The sequence below is a fragment of the Pedobacter polysacchareus genome, from assembly GCF_019802255.1.
Classification (GTDB): Bacteria; Bacteroidota; Bacteroidia; order Sphingobacteriales; family Sphingobacteriaceae; genus Pedobacter; species Pedobacter polysacchareus.
In genome coordinates this window covers 60,710-79,844 of record NZ_JAHYSS010000004.1, presented here as the reverse complement: position 1 = coordinate 79,844, position 19,135 = coordinate 60,710, and the positions used below count along the sequence as shown (strand labels likewise).

Annotated in this window: 16 protein-coding genes; 8 read left to right on the top strand and 8 right to left on the bottom strand. The window is 41.8% G+C overall.

Annotated elements, in window-relative coordinates; genetic code table 11:
• The first annotated feature begins 2 nt into the window (after nt 1-2).
• The 4 genes from K7X70_RS11520 (at nt 3) to K7X70_RS11505 (ending at nt 3,890) form a co-directional block, all read left to right on the top strand.
• On the top strand, nt 3-1,307 hold the full coding sequence (locus tag K7X70_RS11520; protein ID WP_222537252.1) for an ABC1 kinase family protein: 1,305 nt from the start codon (nt 3-5) through the stop codon (nt 1,305-1,307).
• Nucleotides 1,304-2,749 (top strand): SDR family oxidoreductase, encoded by a 1,446-nt coding sequence (locus K7X70_RS11515; RefSeq protein WP_222537251.1) that lies wholly within the window; start codon nt 1,304-1,306, stop codon nt 2,747-2,749. Before K7X70_RS11520 ends, K7X70_RS11515 begins: the two co-directional genes overlap by 4 nt.
• 271 nt (nt 2,750-3,020) lie before the next feature.
• Entirely contained in the window at nt 3,021-3,413 is a 393-nt protein-coding gene (locus K7X70_RS11510) for a response regulator transcription factor (RefSeq protein ID WP_222537250.1), read from the top strand.
• Between the two features lie 6 nt (nt 3,414-3,419).
• Complete coding sequence (locus K7X70_RS11505; RefSeq protein WP_222537249.1) at nt 3,420-3,890, top strand: nuclear transport factor 2 family protein; 471 nt, start codon at nt 3,420-3,422, stop codon at nt 3,888-3,890.
• On the opposite strand, the gene hisS is transcribed toward K7X70_RS11505, so the two are convergent.
• The 3 genes from hisS to pdhA form a co-directional block, all read right to left on the bottom strand.
• Nucleotides 3,887-5,272 carry a histidine--tRNA ligase gene (gene hisS, locus K7X70_RS11500; RefSeq protein WP_222537248.1) on the bottom strand — a complete coding sequence of 462 codons (1,386 nt, stop codon included), beginning with the start codon at nt 5,270-5,272 and terminating at the stop codon, nt 3,887-3,889. The genes K7X70_RS11505 and hisS overlap by 4 nt on opposite strands.
• 75 nt (nt 5,273-5,347) lie before the next feature.
• The gene (locus K7X70_RS11495; protein ID WP_222537247.1) at nt 5,348-6,997 is read right to left on the bottom strand and encodes a pyruvate dehydrogenase complex dihydrolipoamide acetyltransferase; all 1,650 of its coding nucleotides are present in this window, start codon (nt 6,995-6,997) and stop codon (nt 5,348-5,350) included.
• A 30-nt stretch (nt 6,998-7,027) separates the two neighbouring features.
• Nucleotides 7,028-8,023 carry a pyruvate dehydrogenase (acetyl-transferring) E1 component subunit alpha gene (gene pdhA, locus K7X70_RS11490; protein ID WP_222537246.1) on the bottom strand — a complete coding sequence of 332 codons (996 nt, stop codon included), beginning with the start codon at nt 8,021-8,023 and terminating at the stop codon, nt 7,028-7,030.
• A 227-nt stretch (nt 8,024-8,250) separates the two neighbouring features.
• Between pdhA and K7X70_RS11485 the strand changes: the two genes are divergently transcribed.
• Both K7X70_RS11485 and K7X70_RS11480 read left to right on the top strand, forming a co-directional pair.
• A complete protein-coding gene (locus tag K7X70_RS11485) occupies nt 8,251-8,805 on the top strand; it encodes a C40 family peptidase (protein ID WP_062550716.1) in 555 nt (184 codons plus the stop codon).
• Nucleotides 8,806-8,881: 76 nt separating this feature from the next.
• Nucleotides 8,882-9,988 carry a CapA family protein gene (locus K7X70_RS11480; protein WP_222537245.1) on the top strand — a complete coding sequence of 369 codons (1,107 nt, stop codon included), beginning with the start codon at nt 8,882-8,884 and terminating at the stop codon, nt 9,986-9,988.
• On the opposite strand, the gene K7X70_RS11475 is transcribed toward K7X70_RS11480, so the two are convergent.
• A complete protein-coding gene (locus K7X70_RS11475) occupies nt 9,989-10,174 on the bottom strand; it encodes a hypothetical protein (protein WP_222537244.1) in 186 nt (61 codons plus the stop codon).
• Between the two features lie 112 nt (nt 10,175-10,286).
• Here K7X70_RS11475 and K7X70_RS11470 point away from each other — a divergent pair, with 112 nt between their 5' ends.
• Nucleotides 10,287-11,225 (top strand): SPFH domain-containing protein, encoded by a 939-nt coding sequence (locus K7X70_RS11470; RefSeq protein ID WP_222537243.1) that lies wholly within the window; start codon nt 10,287-10,289, stop codon nt 11,223-11,225.
• A gap of 69 nt (nt 11,226-11,294) precedes the next feature.
• On the opposite strand, the gene K7X70_RS11465 is transcribed toward K7X70_RS11470, so the two are convergent.
• From K7X70_RS11465 to K7X70_RS11450, 4 genes are all read right to left on the bottom strand, one after another.
• Nucleotides 11,295-13,460: a carboxy terminal-processing peptidase gene (locus tag K7X70_RS11465; RefSeq protein ID WP_348636310.1), complete on the bottom strand. Its 2,166-nt coding sequence runs from the start codon at nt 13,458-13,460 to the stop codon at nt 11,295-11,297.
• A 164-nt stretch (nt 13,461-13,624) separates the two neighbouring features.
• Nucleotides 13,625-14,305 carry a hypothetical protein gene (locus tag K7X70_RS11460; RefSeq protein WP_222537241.1) on the bottom strand — a complete coding sequence of 227 codons (681 nt, stop codon included), beginning with the start codon at nt 14,303-14,305 and terminating at the stop codon, nt 13,625-13,627.
• Nucleotides 14,306-14,325: 20 nt separating this feature from the next.
• Entirely contained in the window at nt 14,326-15,168 is an 843-nt protein-coding gene (locus tag K7X70_RS11455) for an isoaspartyl peptidase/L-asparaginase (protein WP_222537240.1), read from the bottom strand.
• 27 nt (nt 15,169-15,195) lie between these two features.
• Nucleotides 15,196-16,071, bottom strand: coding sequence for a cyanophycinase (locus K7X70_RS11450; RefSeq protein ID WP_222537239.1), 876 nt, complete (start codon nt 16,069-16,071; stop codon nt 15,196-15,198).
• A 270-nt stretch (nt 16,072-16,341) separates the two neighbouring features.
• Between K7X70_RS11450 and cphA the strand changes: the two genes are divergently transcribed.
• Nucleotides 16,342-18,957 (top strand): cyanophycin synthetase, encoded by a 2,616-nt coding sequence (cphA, locus tag K7X70_RS11445; protein WP_222537238.1) that lies wholly within the window; start codon nt 16,342-16,344, stop codon nt 18,955-18,957.
• The last annotated feature ends 178 nt before the right edge of the window (nt 18,958-19,135 follow it).

The window sequence follows — 19,135 nt, the reverse complement described above, 5'->3', positions numbered from 1 at the left end:
TCATGAAAGAACAAGAGCGTATTCCGGTAACGAAAGGACAGAGATCAGCGAAGTTTGTAAAAACAGGAATCCAGATTGGCGGCAATTACATCAAGCATTATTCTAAAAAATTGTTTAACCCGGAGCTGAGCAGGGATGAGCTGAATGAAAACAATGCTACGGATATTTACAAGTCGCTGAGCGAGCTGAAAGGGAGTGCTTTAAAAGTTGCCCAGATGCTGAGCATGGATAAGAATATCCTGCCAAAATCCTATGTCGACAAATTTACACAATCGCAGTACAATGCACCTCCCCTTTCCGGGCCACTCATTGTCAGAACTTTCAGCAAATCTTTCGGAAAAACACCGGAGCAGATTTATGATAAATTTAACCTGCATTCCAGCAATGCGGCTTCCATCGGACAAGTGCATCAGGCAGAACTGAATGGGAAAACTTTAGCGGTTAAAATTCAATATCCTGGTGTTGGCGACAGCATCTCATCCGACCTGAAATTGGTAAAGCCCTTTGCTTTTCGTCTGCTCGGCATGAATGAAAAGGAACTCAATATTTACATCAAAGAAGTAGAAGAACGACTGCTGGAAGAAACCGACTATGAGCTGGAAGTACGCCGTTCTATTGAATTTTCCGAAGCTTGCAGTCATTTAGAAAATATCGTATTCCCTAAATATTATCCGGAACTTTCCAAAAAACGGATCATCACGATGGACTGGATTGAGGGTTTACACCTGAAAGAATTTTTGAACACCAACCCTTCACAGGAACTGAGGAACAAGATCGGTCAGGCGCTATGGGATTTCTATAATTTCCAGCAGCATGAGCTGAGGGCAGTACACGCAGATCCGCACCCGGGCAATTTTATGATTACGCCGGATGAGAAATTGGGTGTCATTGATTTTGGCTGTATCAAAGAAATGCCGGATGATTTTTACTATCCTTTCTTCTCGCTGATCTCCACAGATGTGATTAAAGACAAGGCGAAAACTATTGCAGCATTCCGTCAGCTGGAGATGATCCACCGTGAGGATACAGACAGCCAGGTTGAGTTTTACTATAAGGCTTACCGGGAAATGATCGAATTATTTGCCAGACCTTATGCCAGTAAAACCTTCGATTTCAGTAAACCTGAATTCTTTGAACAGCTGTATAAATATGCGGAAAAAGTAGCCACCATGCCTGAATTTAAACAGGCCAGAGGTGTTAAGCATTTCATTTATGTGAACCGCACCAATTTTGGCTTGTATACCATTTTGCAAGAACTAAAAGCTGTAGTAAACACGGATACTTTTCAACCACATCCCTTAAAATGAAAATCCTGCTGACCGGTGCTAATGGTTATATCGGTACCCGATTGCTGCCTGTTCTTTTGGAAGCTGGGCATGAAGTAGTCTGTATGGTGCGCGACAAAAGGCGTTTTGCAGAGGTTTCAGACTTCGGTGATCAGGTACAAATCATCACCGGAGATCTATTAAAGCCTGAAACACTGGTTGAAATCCCTGCTGATATTCATGCCGCTTATTACCTGGTTCATTCTATGTCGGCCAGCGAACATGGCTTCTCTGAACTGGAAACCGCCTCTGCACAAAATTTTATAGCAGCACTGAAAGCCAGTCAATGCCAGCAATTGATTTACCTGACCGGTATTGTGAATGACCTCGGCTTATCCGAGCATTTAAGCTCAAGACTGGCCGTCGAAGACGTATTAAAGCAATCCGGTATTCCTTTTACGATTTTAAGAGCAGCCATTATTATTGGGTCCGGAAGTGCCTCATTTGAAATTATTAGGGATCTGACGGAAAAATTACCGGTGATGGTAGCCCCAAAATGGATCAAAACGAAGTGTCAGCCGATCGGAATCCGTGATGTACTGCGTTATTTAAGCGGTGTATTGTCAAATGAGAAAGCCATGCAGCAAACTTTTGACATTGGAGGTCCAGACATTCTGAGCTATAAAGAAATGATGCTGCAATATGCGGAAGTCAGGCATTTAAAGCGTTTCATCCTCACACTACCATTGCTTACCCCCCGTTTATCTTCTTTATGGTTAAACATGGTGACCTCTGTCCCTTATGCTTTGGCCAGAAGCCTGGTGGACAGCATGAAAAATGAGGTCGTTTGTAAAGACAACCACATCAGCAGCGTAGTTCCCGGCACTTGCTTACCTTATCGTAAAAATCTAGCACTTGCTTTTGAGAAAATTGAACAAAATTCTATTGTTTCCAGCTGGAAAGATGCGCTGAACCGGGGTTATCTGGACACCAGTTTCATGGATCAGGTGAAAGTCCCTCAAAATGGAACGCTGGAATATAAGGTCAAGATGCCTTTTGAGAGAGATCCGCAGGAGGTATTTGAGAATATATGGAGCATCGGCGGAAACAGAGGCTGGTATTATGCGAACTGGCTATGGAATTTAAGGGGATTTTTGGATAAACTGATGGGCGGTGTAGGCACGCGCAGGGGCAGAACGAGCAATACTTCCATACATGCTGGCGATGTAGTGGATTTCTGGCGGGTGCTGTTAGCCGATCAGCAAAACAAGCGACTGTTATTATTTGCAGAGATGAAAGTCCCTGGAGAAGCCTGGCTGGAATTTAAAGTCATTGAATTTCATGGTCAGTATTTTCTTTCACAGATTGCCACTTTCAGGCCTTCAGGCTTATGGGGACGGATATACTGGTATGCCATGTTTCCATTCCATATTTTCCTGTTTAATGGGATGGCCAGACGAATCACCCAATTTAAAGTGCAATAAAAAAGGTACAATCGCCACAATCGTACCTCTTTTAAAAACCTAAAACTTAATATTAAGACAGTCAAAAACTCAAAAGGTTTCATCGGCTAATATATTTTTTTTCATGAAGGGCTTTCTTCCCATTTAGTATCTTAATTCTGTTGTATAGCCCTAAGTGCTACAATTCCACACCTGTATAGAAAATTACTTGAATTTGTGATTTAAACCAATTAATGTGTACAAAAATCAAACCTGATTAAATATATTTGTATTACATCCAACCCATTTGATTTTGGCAAAAAGCTCTGAAATTTACAAAAACATACTCGTCGTTGAGGACAATCACGCCATACTTGATGTCATCACGCTGATCTTACAAAGCGAAGCGTATAAAGTAACCGGTCTCAATAAAAGCATCAATATGATGACGCATATTGAAAAATCCAGACCAGATCTTGTCATCATGGACATTATGCTGCCTGATGGAGATGGCAGAGAGTTATTAACCCAGCTCAGGTCTAATCCCAGCACGGCGGAAATTCCCGTATTAATGATCTCCGCAAGATATACTGAAGCCAACATCCAGCATGGTTCTTTTAAACCGAATGGATTCCTGGCCAAACCATTTGATATTGACGATTTACTAGACAGAATTGAGGGCATCCTCGCAGGAAAAGTATATTAATCACCTATGAACGCCAATCAGGAACTCATCACCAAATTCTATACAGCCTTTAAAAACAAGGATGTTGCCGGAATGCAGGAATGTTACAGTGATCAGGCCACTTTCAGCGACCCCATATTTACCGATCTGAACGCTGCGCAGGTCCGTGCGATGTGGGCAATGCTGATCAAAAGCGGAAAAGATATGCGTGTAGAATTTAGTGCGGTGAAAGCGACTGAAAATGGCGCGACAGCACATTGGGATGCACATTATACCTTTTCGGCAACGGGAAGAAAAGTGTGGAATCAAGTCGATGCGCAGTTCATCATTGAAAACGGAAAAATCGTCCAGCACCGGGATCAGTTCGACTTTTATACCTGGTCGAAGCAATCTCTGGGACTTACCGGAAAATTACTGGGCTGGACTTCCTTTCTAAGGAATAAGGTAAAAAAGCAGGCCAGCGATAAACTGGCCGCTTATATGTCCAAAAACTATTAGTTTTTAATTTTCTCCAGAATATCATTCAGGGATAGTTTTTCCTGAACGCCGCTCTGCATATCTTTTAGGGTTAAAAGGCCGCTTTCCAGCTCATCACTCCCAATTAAAATCACATAAGGAATCTTCTTATCATCCGCATAGCTCATTTGCTTTTTCAGCTTTGCAGCAGTAGGATATAGTTCTGCAGCGATATCGGCATTTCTCAGCTGCTGTACGATAGGCAAGGCATATAATTCTGCCGCTGCATCAAAGTTACTGATCAGGACTTTCGTTCCCGCCGCAGCAGATTCAGGGAAAAGGTTCAGTTCCAGCAACACATCATAGATGCGGTCTGCACCAAAAGAAATCCCAACCCCGGTTAAACCTTTCAGGCCAAACATACCGGTCAGGTCATCATAACGACCACCTCCACCAATACTGCCCATAGCAGCTTCATTTGTTTTCACTTCAAAGATACAGCCGGTATAGTAGTTTAAACCACGTGCTAAAGTAATGTCCAGCTCTACATCCGGGCGAAGATCCGGCGTGGTCTGCAGCAATCCTTGCAGGTATTTGAATACCGTTTCGAGCTCTTCAATTCCATTCATACCCGTTGTTGAACCTGCCAATACATTACGTAAACTTTGCAGTTTTTCTTCGTTGCTGCCCTGCAATAGAATGACTGGCTTCAATTTCTCCAGGTCTGCTTCCGTAAATCCGCGTTCTAACAGCTCTTTACTTACGCCATCCAGTCCGATTTTATCCAGCTTATCAATGGCTACCGTCATGTCAATGATCAACTCTGGTTTACCTATGATTTCTGCAATTCCAGTAAGGATTTTGCGGTTATTTAATTTAATCGTGAAGTCTTTAAGACCAAGGTTACTCAATGCTTCCTGATAGATCAGAATGAATTCTGCCTCATTTAACAAGCTGTCTGAACCTACCACGTCCACATCACATTGATAGAACTCTCTGTAGCGGCCTTTCTGCGGTCGGTCAGCTCTCCATACCGGTTGTACCTGAAAGCGCTTAAAAGGCAGCGAAATGTCATTCTGGTGCATCACTACGTAACGTGCAAAAGGTACCGTTAAATCATACCTCAATGCTTTTTCAGAAATCGAGGAAGTCAGGGCATTTGAGTTGGCAGCTGCCAGCAGTTCTGGTTTCGCTTTAGAAAGGAAATCACCACTGTTTAAGATCTTAAAGATCAGTTTATCGCCCTCATCACCATATTTACCTGTTAAAGTACTTAGGTTTTCCATCGTTGGGGTTTGTATTTCGGCATAACCATACTTTTTAAATACCGTCTTTATGGTATCAAAAATATGATTGCGTTTGACCATTTCCTGGGGTGAAAAATCACGGGTTCCTTTAACTAGAGAAGGTTTAATATTCGACATAGCGACAAAAGTACAAAAAGTAACAGGCATAAAAAAAGCTGCCGAAGCAGCTTTTTAGATTATTTAGGATATTAGTTAAACCAATAGTCTTACTGGTTCTTCTAACAATGCTTTTAATGTTTGTAAGAAAGCAGATCCAGTTGCGCCATCCACTACGCGGTGATCGCAGCTTAGAGTAACTTTCATTACGTTTCCTGGAACTACAGCACCATTTTTCACCACAGGAACCTGAGAGATTCCGCCGATCGCAAGAATACAAGCGTCAGGTGGGTTAATGATGGCAGTGAATTCGTCTATTCCGAACATTCCTAAGTTAGAAATGGTGAAAGTAGAACCTTCCCAATCCGATGGCTGTAATTTTTTAGCTTTAGCACGCTGTGCGAAGTCTTTCACTTCCGCAGAGATGTGCGACAATGACTTGCCATCAGCAAAACGAACTACAGGAACCAATAAACCATCTTCAACAGCTACAGCTACACCAATGTTTACATGCTCATTGTAGCGGATTTTATCGCCTAACCAAGAGGAGTTCACATTAGGGTGTTGTTTTAAAGCAATCGCAACTGCTTTTAACACCATGTCATTGAAAGAGATTTTTACCGGTGCATATTCATTGATTTTGGTACGTGCAGCGATTGCACCATCCATATCAATAGACATCGTTAAGTAGAAATGAGGTGCAGTAAACAAGCTTTCAGATAAACGCTTAGCGATTACTTTACGCATTTGAGTCACTGGTTTCTCTGTATATTTCTCTTCACCAATAAACTGAGGAATGCTGACCGAAGCTGATTTCTCCGCTGGGGCTGCACTTGCTGCTGCTGCCTGAGGGGCCGCTGCTGCCGCAGGTTTAAAGTTTTCGATGTCTTTTTTGATGATACGTCCGCCATCAGCACTACCTGCTACTTTAGCAAGGTCAATACCTTTGTCTTTCGCAATTCTCTTTGCTAATGGAGATGCTTTTACGCGATCAGAACCTTCAGCAGGAGCTGCTGTAGTTTCTGCTGCTGGAGCAGCTTCCGCTACCGGAGCATCAGCTTTTTTATCAGCGGCTGGTTTTGCAGGTGCATCACCTTGTTTAAGGAATTCACTGATGTCAGTTCCTTCCGGGCCAACAATCGCCATAATGCCATTCACTTTCGCGGCAGCACCTTTCTCCACACCGATATGCAATAAAGTTCCGTCTGCGTAACCCATTACTTCCATAGTCGCCTTATCGGTTTCTACATCAGCAAGGATGTCATCATTCTTCACTTTATCACCAACTTTTTTATGCCATTCAGCGATTACGCCTTCAGTCATCGTATCACTTAGCAAAGGCATTCTGATTACCGTTACACCGATCTTTTCAAGATCAGCATCAGTAATTCCAGCTGCTGCTGTTTCTTTTTTATCTTCAACCGGAGCAGCTGTTTCTGCAGGCGCCGCTTCAGCTTTAGGGGCCGCAGCACCTTCTTCTGCCGCTAATGCCGCTTTATAGTCTTCTCCTTCTTTACCTATTACAGCGATAACTGCATCTACTGGAACGGATTGACCTTCTTCTACACCAATGTATAAAACGGTACCATCCCAATAAGATTCAAGATCCATGGTTGCCTTATCGGTTTCCACTTCGGCCATTACATCGCCACTTTTAACTTTATCGCCAACTTTCTTATGCCACTTAGCCATCACACCTTCGGTCATGGTATCGCTCATTTTGGGCATTTTAACTACTTCAGCCATTCTATATTATTAAATGAAATGCGTTCTAAATTAATCTTGTACGTATGGATAATCAGTTTGTACGTAAACATCAGTATACAATTCTGATGCTTCCGGCCATGGAGATTCTTCCGCAAATTTAACAGAATCATCAACGATTTGTTTCACTTTTGCTTCGATCTCTTCGATCCATGCTTGATCAGCATATTTTTCCTGAAGGATAGTTTCTCTTACCTGCTCAATTGGATCTTTCGATTTGTAAGCTTCCAATTCGTCTTTAGAACGATATTTAGCTGGGTCAGACATGGAGTGACCACGGTAGCGATAAGTTCTGATTTCAAGGAAGGTTGGTCCATCACCATTTCTGGCACGCTGAGCCGCTTCATCCATTGCAGTGTGAACTGCTACAGGATCCATTCCGTCTACAGGAGCACATGGCATATCAAAACCTAAACCTATTTTATATATATCAGTCATGTTTGTAGTACGTTCTACAGAAGTACCCATGGCATAACCATTATTCTCACAAACAAAGATAACTGGCAATTTCCACAGCATCGCCATATTGAAAGCCTCGTGTAAAGCGCCCTGACGAACCGCTCCATCACCCATGTAACAAACGTTTACATTTTTTGTGCCTTTATATTTTTCTGCAAAAGCGATACCTGCGCCCAATGGAACCTGCCCACCAACGATACCGTGTCCACCATAAAAGTTATGCTCCTTGCTAAACATGTGCATAGAACCACCTTTACCTTTTGAACATCCGGTTGCTTTACCGTACATCTCAGCCATAATGCTGTTTGCACTTACACCTTTTGCAAGGGCATGTGCGTGATCGCGGTATGCGGTGATCATAGAATCTTCTGGTCTTAACGCTGAAATAGCTCCGGCTACGACAGCTTCCTGACCAATGTATAGATGACAAAAACCACGGATTTTTTGTTGTCCGTATAGTTGACCTGTTTTTTCTTCGAACTTGCGCATCAGCAACATCGACTCAAACCACTTCAGATAGGTATCTTTATTAATTTCTACTGCACTCATTTTTGGGTATTGGTTTTTATTTACAAGAGCAAATCTACTTTTTTATTGCAACATATAGAAGAAATACCTGTAAAATGAACACTAAGGTTACACAAAATGTGGATAACTTTTATTTTTAAACTGTTTACATTTGGATAACATTTGTAAAATACATAGTTTTGGCACCGGACAATAAGCCCCAGTGGTGTACGTTTAAGTGTAAGTGTCTATTACCCAAACTTAAGAGTATGATAAAAAAATTTTTGTTTTCTACCCTAATTGTCGCGTGCAGCCTTTCAGCCGTCCATGCACAGACAAAATCAAAAGAAACCAACAAATTAGAAGACCCTGATAATCTAGCTTCCCAATATTTTTCTCAGGTAATGGGGGTTGCGGTAGATGCAACTTCTAACATCAAACTTTACAAATTCATTTACGAATGGATTGGCACTCCTTACCGCTTCGGTGGAAATACCAAAAGAGGGATTGATTGTTCAGCTTTTACAAAAGCGATTTACGATAAAGTTTTCAACACTACGATACTCCGCAATTCACGTGACATCTTTAGCATGGTAGATCCATTGCCAAAAGACGAACTAAAAGAAGGAGATTTGGTATTCTTCAAGATCAAAAGCCGCAGCATTACGCATATCGGGATTTATCTTGGCGATAACCGCTTCGCTCATGCTTCTTCCAGTCGTGGAGTAGTGATCAGCAATTTAAATGAACCCTATTATTCAAGGTATTTTTACAAAGGTGGCAGAATTCTGGATCCAGTGAAAAATGACCTGATGGAGGAATAATCCTTCACAAACAAAAGACATTGAGTCCTCCTATTTTACTGGGAGGACTTTTTTTATGAAAAAATACCAGCTACCCATGAAATCATTAAACGCGCTCGCCTTATTCTTTTTATCTGCCTTATTGCTGTTCAGCTGTGAAGGAAATCGCGCAAGTGTACCGACTGTCCAACTTGTCCAAACAGACACCATCCCTAAAAAACCGATAAAAGACACCATTAATATTACCGCAGTTGGCGATATCATGTTAGGCTCTGCCTATCCAACTAAAGCAAACCTTCCTGCAGATGATGCCCTGAATAGTTTCCAGGCAGTAGTACCCTATTTAAAAGGAGACCTGGTTTTTGGGAACCTGGAAGGCTGTTTCCTGAACAATGGTAAATCTACCAAGTGTAAAGATACAATAGGCAACAGCTGTTTTGCCTTCAGAATGCCGGAGCGATATGCCGGAATTATTAAAGATGCCGGATTTAATGTCATGAGTATTGCCAACAACCATGTGGGTGATTTTGGCAGCACAGGCAGGAAACGGACCATGGCAATATTAGATTCTTTGCAAATTAACTATGCAGGTTTACAATCGAAGCCTTTTCAGATTTTCGAAATAGACAGTGTAAAATATGCGATCTGTGCCTTTGCACCTAATGAAAACACCGTTTCTATCAATAACCTCCCTGCAGCAAAAGAACTGGTATCCCGCTTAAAACAGCAAGTAGACATTGTGGTTGTTTCTTTCCATGGTGGAGGTGAGGGCGCAAAATTTGAGCATGTTCCTAAAAAAAATGAAATCTTTTACCAGGAAAACCGTGGCAACGTCTATCAGTTCGCCCATGGTGTAATTGATGCCGGCGCTGATATTGTATTAGGCCATGGTCCGCATGTGACGAGAGCTGTAGAATTGTATAAAGATAAATTTATCGCTTATAGCCTTGGGAACTTCTGTACGTACGGAATGTTCAGTTTGAAAGGTCCAAATGGCATTGCACCACTTCTACAGATCAAATTAAATGGCAAAGGTGATTTTATTGCTGCGGAAGTGATTTCGGTAAAGCAAGATAAAATCAACCGACTGCAACTGGACGATCAGGATGGGGCATTTCAAAAAATAAAAAATCTAACTGATACTGATTTCCCAGGACACCAGTTAGACTTCTCTGAAAAGGGCAAAATCAGTCGTAAAAACTAATTAGGATTCGTCCTTAGTATTTTTCACTAATCCAATACCGGATACAAAGAAGATCAATCCAATGATACCGGCTACGACCAATTCTCTGCTTTGCATACTATGCTTCACAAAACCATAACCGGCATAAATAAGGCCTAGGATGCCCAATATGGTTAATATTGTTCCGAAAGTGCGTTTTACATTCATAATATCTGTGTAATTTTATACTGAGTAGGCAAAATCTGTGCCTCAACTTAGAAAAGAAGATTTCTTCGTACCTTGAAGCCAATATATTCAATATTCACCAAAACGCTTCAATATGATTTATACTTACATTATAGTGGTTCTTGCACTAATTATTCTGATGAGTTCTTTTGTGACGGTAAAACAAGGAACTATTGCTGTAGTCACCATTTTTGGAAAATACAGGAGGTTATTAAGACCGGGTTTAAGCTTAAAAATCCCATTATTTGAAAACATTCATTCCAGGATTTCGATCCAGAACCGTTCTGTGGAACTTTCTTTTCAGGCGGTTACACAAGATCAGGCCAATGTATACTTTAAGGCCATGCTGCTGTACTCTGTCCTGAATCACGACGAAGAAACCATCAAGAATGTAGCTTTTAAGTTTGTGGATGCCACGAACCTGATGCAGGCACTGATCAGAACCATTGAAGGATCGATCAGGGCTTATGTAGCCACCCAGCGACAAGCCAATGTATTAGCGCAGCGAAATGAGATCGTAGACCATGTAAAACACCAGATCGATCAGGTATTGGAAACCTGGGGTTACCATTTACAGGATCTTCAGTTGAATGACATTACTTTCGATGAAGAAATTATGCGTTCGATGAGTAGAGTTGTGGCTTCAAACAATTTAAAAGCGGCAGCAGAAAATGAAGGCCAGGCCTTATTGATCACTAAAACTAAGGGTGCAGAGGCAGATGGTAATGCCATTAAAATTGCCGCAGCGGCAGAAAGAGAAGCTGCCCAGTTACGTGGACAAGGGATCGCCTTATTCCGCGCGGAGGTCGCACACGGGATGACCAAAGCGGCTCAGGAAATGGAAGAGGCTAACCTCGATATTTCTGTCATCTTATTCACCATGTGGACGGAATCCATCAAGCATTTTGCAGAAAACAGTGAGGGCAATGTGGTCTTTCTGGATGGTTCTACAGAAGGGATGAACAAGACCATGAAGGAAATGATGGCCATGCAAATCCAGAAAAGAGTAGATGATAAAAAGGATAACCTTTAAAATATCTGGTATAAAAAAAGGAGGATGTCTTGCGGCATCCTCCTTTTTTTATGATTTATATATTGGCCTTTAGTTAATACCAGTGCCTCTGTTTACCAGCTCTGATTTCTTAGGATCAGCCAGCTTGATCAAGTCGGTCATAATCTGTAAACTTTCATCTTCAATAAAATCAAAGTTTTCTTCTTTCTTCACCTTATCTCCTTTTTTAACCGGAGGCAGGCCTTTTGAAGCTCTTAGTTTATTGATTCTATCCAGGGATTTCGCTTCCAGGCTATCACGTTCGGCTTTAAGTTTCGCTTCATTTAAAGTGATAGAAATTTCTCCGTCACGTTTTTTCATGTCTGCAATGTCTTGCTCCAGCGTTTTATAATCTAAGGATTTCCCCATTCTCTCTTCATGACGTTTTACCAGCTCCGGTTTCAACGGACTTAGGTCGGCTACCGCTTTAAAGTTAGATTTAGGCACTTCATCCCAAGGCAAAGCTGAAGGCTCAGTATCTTCTCCAATTTTATTCATTGGGTAAAGAGAAGGGAACTGAATATCCGGCATTACGCCTTTATGCTGTGTACTACTGCCATTCACACGGTAAAACTTTGCCATGGTTAAGTTGATTTGTCCCAATTGTATTGGAGCCCCATCTTTGGTAGTGGTCGTTATTAATTTAGCATCTTTATTTACCAATGCTGCAATTCTTTGCAGTAAAGAAGGATTTACCAACCTATTTAAGTCGATCGAAGACTGCACAGTACCTTTACCATAAGTTTGCGTACCCATGATCACTCCTCTTCCATAATCCTGGATTGCACCAGCAAAAATTTCCGAAGCAGATGCGCTCAAACGATCTACCATCACCCCTAGCGGGCCGTCCCAGGCTACACCAGGATTGGTATCTTCATTTACTTCAATTTCATTTTTCGTGTTCCTCACTTGTACTACCGGGCCTTTATCAATAAACAGACCGGTTAAGTCGATTGCCTCTACTAATGAACCACCACCATTGGCACGTAAGTCCATCACAATCGCATCCACTTTATCTTTATTTTTCAGCGTATCAATCAATAGCCTCACATCACGTGTGGTACTTTTGTAGTTCGGATCACCGGCATTGGCAGCTTTAAAGTCTGCATAGAAAGCAGGAACTCTAATGATTCCAATTTTATAAGGTTTACCGTCCGACTGGATTGTTTTTACTGTTTTCTTAGCCGACTGGTCTTCCATCACAATACGCTCCCTCATTAATTCAATAATGACAGGTTTAGAGGAAAGCTCGCGTCCGGCAGGAATAATTTTCAGTCTTACTTTAGTGCCTTTAGGGCCTTTAATTTTAGATACTGAATTGTCGATTCTCCATCCGATGATGTCTTCAAATTCGCCAGCACCCTGCGCAACACCAACGATACGATCGCCGGCACTCAGCAGTTTACTTTTGAAAGCAGGACCTCCAGGAATCACTTCATCAATTTTAAGGATGTCATTTTCCAGTTTCAGTCTGGCACCGATACCCTCGAAAGAGCGGGCCATATCTTCATTGAACTGCTGTGCATTTGCCGGATTAAAATAATTCGTGTGCGGATCGATGGTTTCAGTAAATGCATCCATGATCAGTTGAAACACATCCTGATTGTTCACCTTATTGGTCTGAGACTTTAGGTTTTCATATCTTTTAGTCAGGGTTTCTATATTTTTCGCTGGAGGCGTACCTGCAATTTTCAGGTTCACCAGGTCGTATTTCACCTTTTTCTTCCAGATGTCCTGTAAACCTGTTTGTGTAGATTCCCAAGGCATTTTTTCGCGGTCAAATACATAAGTATCATTCTCATTGAAGTCATACTTACCTTTTACCTGAGTGAGCGTATAGTTCAGCCACTCATTGTATCTTTTCAAATAAACGTTAAAGATGTAAAAAGGTGCGCTTAGGTCACCGTTTCTGAAATCATCATCTAATGCATACCTGAATTGCTCAAAATCCTTAATGTCGGATGCCAGGAAATAATATCTATATGGATCCAGGTCCTTGATATATTTATCAAGAATCAAAGAAGAAATAGAATCATTCAGCTTTATTTTTTTGTAATTATAGTTTTCTATCAGGCCCACAACCTCTCTAACTACCAGTGCCTGGCGTTCGTCAGGCACAATATTGCTTACACCCTTCACTAATGGTTGTGGCTTAGGGGAAGCTTGGCATGCCAATACAGCAGCAGTAAAGATGACCAGTAATGTTCTTTTTAACATTTCTTTGAATAATTTAAAATCCATTTTATAATCCACAACTAATATGATACCAATATCACGAATAAACAGAAAAGAGACAGTATTATTACCGTCTCTTTTCTGTAAACTTATCAAAAGTAATTAAAATACTTATACAAAAATCTATAATTTTTAGGTTTGAGCACTTACTTCTTAGCGACTAATTTTGAGGGGATTAGCGCTCTGGTCTCCTTAATACGAGTTTTTAGCTGCGCATTGTTTGCCGTTTTCAACAGCAGTTCTGCCCTATTCAGATCCTTTAAAGCAAGGTTATATTCTTTTTTCTTTATTTTCACCTGAGCGATCCCGACAACAGACTCGACATAAGCGCTATTGTTATTGAGCTGTTTGGCGATAATCCCCTGCTGGGTATAAAACCAGAGTGATTGGGTCAGTTTATTGGCGGCAAAATAAATTCTGCCCAATTGATAATAAGATTCCATCTGGCCGGCTTTACTGCCAATTTTGGAATAATTTTTCAATGCCACATTCAGGATCACCTGTTCTGCTTCACTATAATGGTTCATCAGCAAATGAACATTTCCAAGTTTCATCAATGCTTCTCCGTAGCGAACAAACAATTTGGAGGAATTGAACTCGAATGCTGCTTTAGCGTATAAATTCAGGGCATCATTCAGGTCACCTCTTCTTTCATTCTTCATGGCCTCCGCAAAATAGGTATTGCCATCTGCCTCTTCCATACTGGAGGTGACAATATTAATGGCTCCGCTCGTGGCTGGTGGTTCTTGAGGAATAAAAGTATTGGTTTGTGTCATTGCCTTTCCTGAAAAGAATAGGAAAAGAACGACTAAACAAAGTTTGTTCATCCTGTAAAGATATAACAAATTTAGTTAAACACCTGTAAACTACCGTCAAATGCTGCCCATACCATATAGGCATGAGAGTCGGTATGGTATACTTCTCCTGAGGCAGTAATACCGATTACCCCGGCAAAACCATCAAAAGTTTTCAGTTCTTCAAAAGATTTATCACAGGCATTTTTTAACGTAAAGCCGTCAGTGACACGGGTCACGATCTTTGCTGCCAGTGCTGCACTGACAATATCTTCTCCAACACCGGTACAGGAAATGCCTGCATATTCATTGGCAAAATTTCCTGCTACTGTAGCCGAATCACTCACGCGACAAGGGATTTCAAATCCTTTTCCTCCTGTGGAAGTTGCTGCTGCCAGGTTCCCATCGGCATCTAAAGCCACACAGCCAACCGTTCCTAACCTGGAAGATTGTGCCAGTTTCTGCTCATATTCCAGTTGCCGCTGTGGGATGACTGGATTGAAAAAACCAAATCCTTGCGCTCTTGCAAAGTTCAATGCGCCTTCCCCACTCAATACACGATCGTCGTAAGCCAATAGCTTTTCAGAAACCTGTATTGGATTTTTAATATTTTGAATGTTGATGACCCCGCTGAATTTCTGGCTTTTGCCATCCATTAAAGCAGCACTCAACCGCAGCTGTCCATCGCTTTGAATCTGCGAGCCCAGACCGGCATTAAAAAGCGGGTTGTCCTCTAATAAGCTCACCGCATAAACTACCGTTTCTAATGCAGTATGCGTGTTTAAATAGGCGTATGATTGACTAACAATCGCCGAAAGGGCCTCTTGCTTTGCTATTTTCGTTTCCTGATTGGTTCCAGACTCACTGAAAAAGCCACCATGAATAATAATTTTCATCCTAATAATTTGGGCTGTGAATTAATGTTAATCTACGGGGATCACTTTGGGGTGATGAATGGTCAGTTTATGATCATGGAGGTCATAAATATCACCATCACACATCACATGAACCGTCATATTGCTAATAGAAACCGGTTGTCCCATTTCCACATCTGTCAGATTGGTATCGGTCATATTTCTACCATCTACCAGAATGACCATGCCGGATCCAATGGCTTCCATTAAATTTCCACCGGAAATAAACAGTCCTGTATCTTCTCCTAAGCCGATTCCCAGAATGCCGGGACTACTTGCTGTTGCATATAATAACCTGCCAATCCTTCCTCTCTGCACAAAATGAGTATCTACAATCACGCCATCGATAAAACCAAGTCCGCCGGTAATTTTAACCTCGCCTTTCAGCAAGGCATCTTTACTGCTGCCCTGATAAATCATGTTTTTTGAGCTCGCCGCAGCACCTGCAGAAGTTCCTGCAATCACCACAGCTTCATCCTGATACTTGTCCAGCAAGATCTGATGGATGGCCGTGCCGCCAAAAATAGAAGACAAACGCAATTGATCACCACCGGTAAAAACAATCACATCAGCGGCTTTGATCCTCGCACAGTTCTCTTCTGAATTGGCCTGCTCTCTGCTGGTGATGTTTAAAACACCCACATCCTGAACGTCCAATTGTGCAAAAGCTTTGATATATTCCTCTCCTACCCGCTCTGGAATTAAAGAGGCGGTAGTCATGATTTCAAAACGAGATGTAGTGCCTTTTATAGATTCCGTAGTGATTTTCTTCAGAATTCCTCTTTCAAAGAAATTCATGTTCTGGGGCAATCCAAAAGTTGTCTCTGTGAAACTTCCCGTGTTGATTGCACCTCCTATTATTATTAGTTTACCCTTCGGAGTCATTATAAATCTTTTCGTTCCTAAATTTCAAATATATAGGGTAATGCTCAATATCAATGAATTATTTATCAATATTAACACCTTATCAACATTTCGATTTAGCACAATAACCCGCCCGTAATGGAATGCAAAATATATTCCCAAGATTTAACTGGGTTCATCGCAATATTTTCGGAAAAAAACCTAACTTTAATCTCTCCGTTCGACCTTATCCAAGAAACTGATAACTTCCCCGTAATATGGTCACTACCAACACAAAATAACAAATCTAGAATGAAAATATTAGGCATACAGGTGCTCCGCGGACCAAATATATGGTCTATCAAAAGAAAAAAATTAATTCAAATGCGACTGGACCTGGAGGAAATGGAACAGTTTCCTACCAATTTGATTGAAGGATTTGGAGAACGAATCGAAAAATTAATCCCTACATTATATACACATCGCTGTTCCAAAGGCGAACCCGGAGGCTTACTCATGAGGATCGAAGAAGGCACCTGGATGGGCCATGTGATTGAACATATTGCCTTAGAAATCCAGACACTTGCCGGTATGGACACTGGATTTGGCAGAACACGCCAGACCAAAACTGAGGGTATTTACAATGTTGTTTTCAGCTATTTAGAAGAAAAAGCCGGTCTTTATGCCGCAGAATCGGCCGTGAGAATTGCGGAAGCATTAATTGCAGGCACAGATTACGACCTGGAACATGACATCCAAAAGATGCGCGAACTGAGGGAACTGGAACGTTTAGGCCCAAGTACAGGTTCTATCGTTGATGAAGCCATTTCAAGAGACATTCCATGGATCAGGTTAAATAAAAGCTCATTGGTACAATTGGGTTACGGAAAAAATCAAGTCCGTTTCCGCGCTACCATGACTGAAAGAACAAACTCTATTGCAGTAGATATCGCCTGTAATAAGGACGAGACCAAGCGTTTACTTCAGGATTCAGCGATTCCCGTTGCAAAAGGGGTAACGATCTGGAATCCGGAAGAGCTGGAAGATGCCATCAAAAATGTTGGCTACCCATTGGTGTTCAAACCATTAGATGGAAACCATGGAAAAGGTGCTACTATTAACGTAAAGACTGATGAAGCTGCCAAAGCGGCATTTGAATATGCGCAGCAATACTCGAAGAAAGTCATTATTGAAAAGTTCATCACAGGTTACGATTTTAGAATTCTGGTGATCGACCATCAAATGGTGGCCGCAGCATTGCGAGTTCCTGCACATGTGACTGGAAACGGTCAGCTGAGTATCCAGGAGCTCATCGACAAAGAAAATCTTGATCCAAGAAGAGGTTATGGACATGAAAATGTACTGACCGAAATCAGTGTAGACCGGGATACCCTGGACTTACTGGCTAAAAAAGAATATACACTGGATACCGTTCCTCCGCAAGGAGAAATCGTATACCTGAAATCTACTGCCAACCTGAGCACAGGTGGAACTTCAATAGACGTAACAGACCTCGTTCACCCTCAAAATGTATTCATCTCTGAACGCATTTCCAGAGTCATCGGGTTGGACATCTGCGGCATTGATATCATGGCAGAGAATTTAACGCAGCCACTTACCGAAAATGGAGGTGTAGTACTCGAAGTCAATGCAGCGCCAGGATTCAGAATGCACCTTGCCCCAAGCGAAGGCTTGCCAAGGAACGTTGCCGCTCCTGTGATTGACATGTTATACCCTCCTGGAAAATCTACCAGAATTCCAATTATTGCAGTCACCGGTACCAATGGTAAAACCACCACCACCAGGTTGATCGCACATATTGTGAAAAGCAATGGTACCAGGGTAGGTTTTACGACTTCTGATGGGATTTATGTGCAGAACACGATGCTGATGAAAGGTGATACCACCGGACCTGTCAGCGCAGAGTTTATCCTTAGAGACCCAACCGTAGAATTTGCGGTGCTGGAAACGGCAAGAGGGGGTATCCTTAGAGCAGGTCTGGGCTTCAACCACTGCGATATCGGGGTCATTACCAATATCCAGGAAGACCATCTTGGCATTTCCGACATTCATACACTGGACGACCTGGCAAGAGTGAAATCTGTGATCATCGGATCGGTGAAAAGAAGTGGCTGGGGCGTATTAAATGCAGACAATAAGTACTGCATTAAGATTGCCAATGCTGCCGATTGTAACATCGCCTATTTCAGTATGGATGAGAAAAACCCGGTCATTGTAGAACATTGTAAAGGGGGCGGTATTGCGGCTATTTATGAAAACGGATACATTACTGTTAAAAAAGGAGACTGGAAAATCAGGGTAGAAAAAGTAACCCATGTACCTTTAACTTTTGGTGGCAGTGTCGAATTTATGATTCAGAATGTGCTTGCGGCAACGCTTGCGACCTTCCTTTACGGTTATAAAATTGAAGACATCAGGATGTCTTTGGAAACATTTATTCCATCTGCTGCACAAACACCAGGCAGGATGAATACTTTCAAATTCAAGGAGTTTAAGATCATGGTCGATTTTGCACACAATCCGGATGGTTTTAATGGCATTAAATCTTACCTGAAGACGGTGGATGCCACAGAACACATTGGTGTAATTTCTGCAACAGGCGATAGAAGGGATTCAGACAATTTAGAAATTGCAAGAATTTCGGCGCAGATGTTTGATAAGATCATTATTTGTCAGGAGAAATACCTTCGTGGCAGAGCTCCGCAGGAGCTGATCGATTTATTGATCACTGGGATTCGTGAGGTGAAACCGGATATGGACATCATCATCAATAACAATGGGGATGACTGTTTGAAGTATATTATGGCCACCGCACGTCCTGGTTCGTTCTTCACTATTTTAAGTGATACGATCGACGATGCGCTTGTAAAAGTAACAGATTACCTCGATAAGGAATTTGGGGTTTAAATAAAGGTTCTGTCCCTTTGGGATATGCAGGATCACAAAACGGGAGTTCTCTTTTCAGCCTCGAATCTTTGCGGAAATGCAAATATTCACAGGTCTTCAAAGAAAAACTCCCGTTTTTTATGAAACTGAATTCGGTGATAAAGACTGAAGTACTTATCGTTTCTTAAGGTCTTTTATA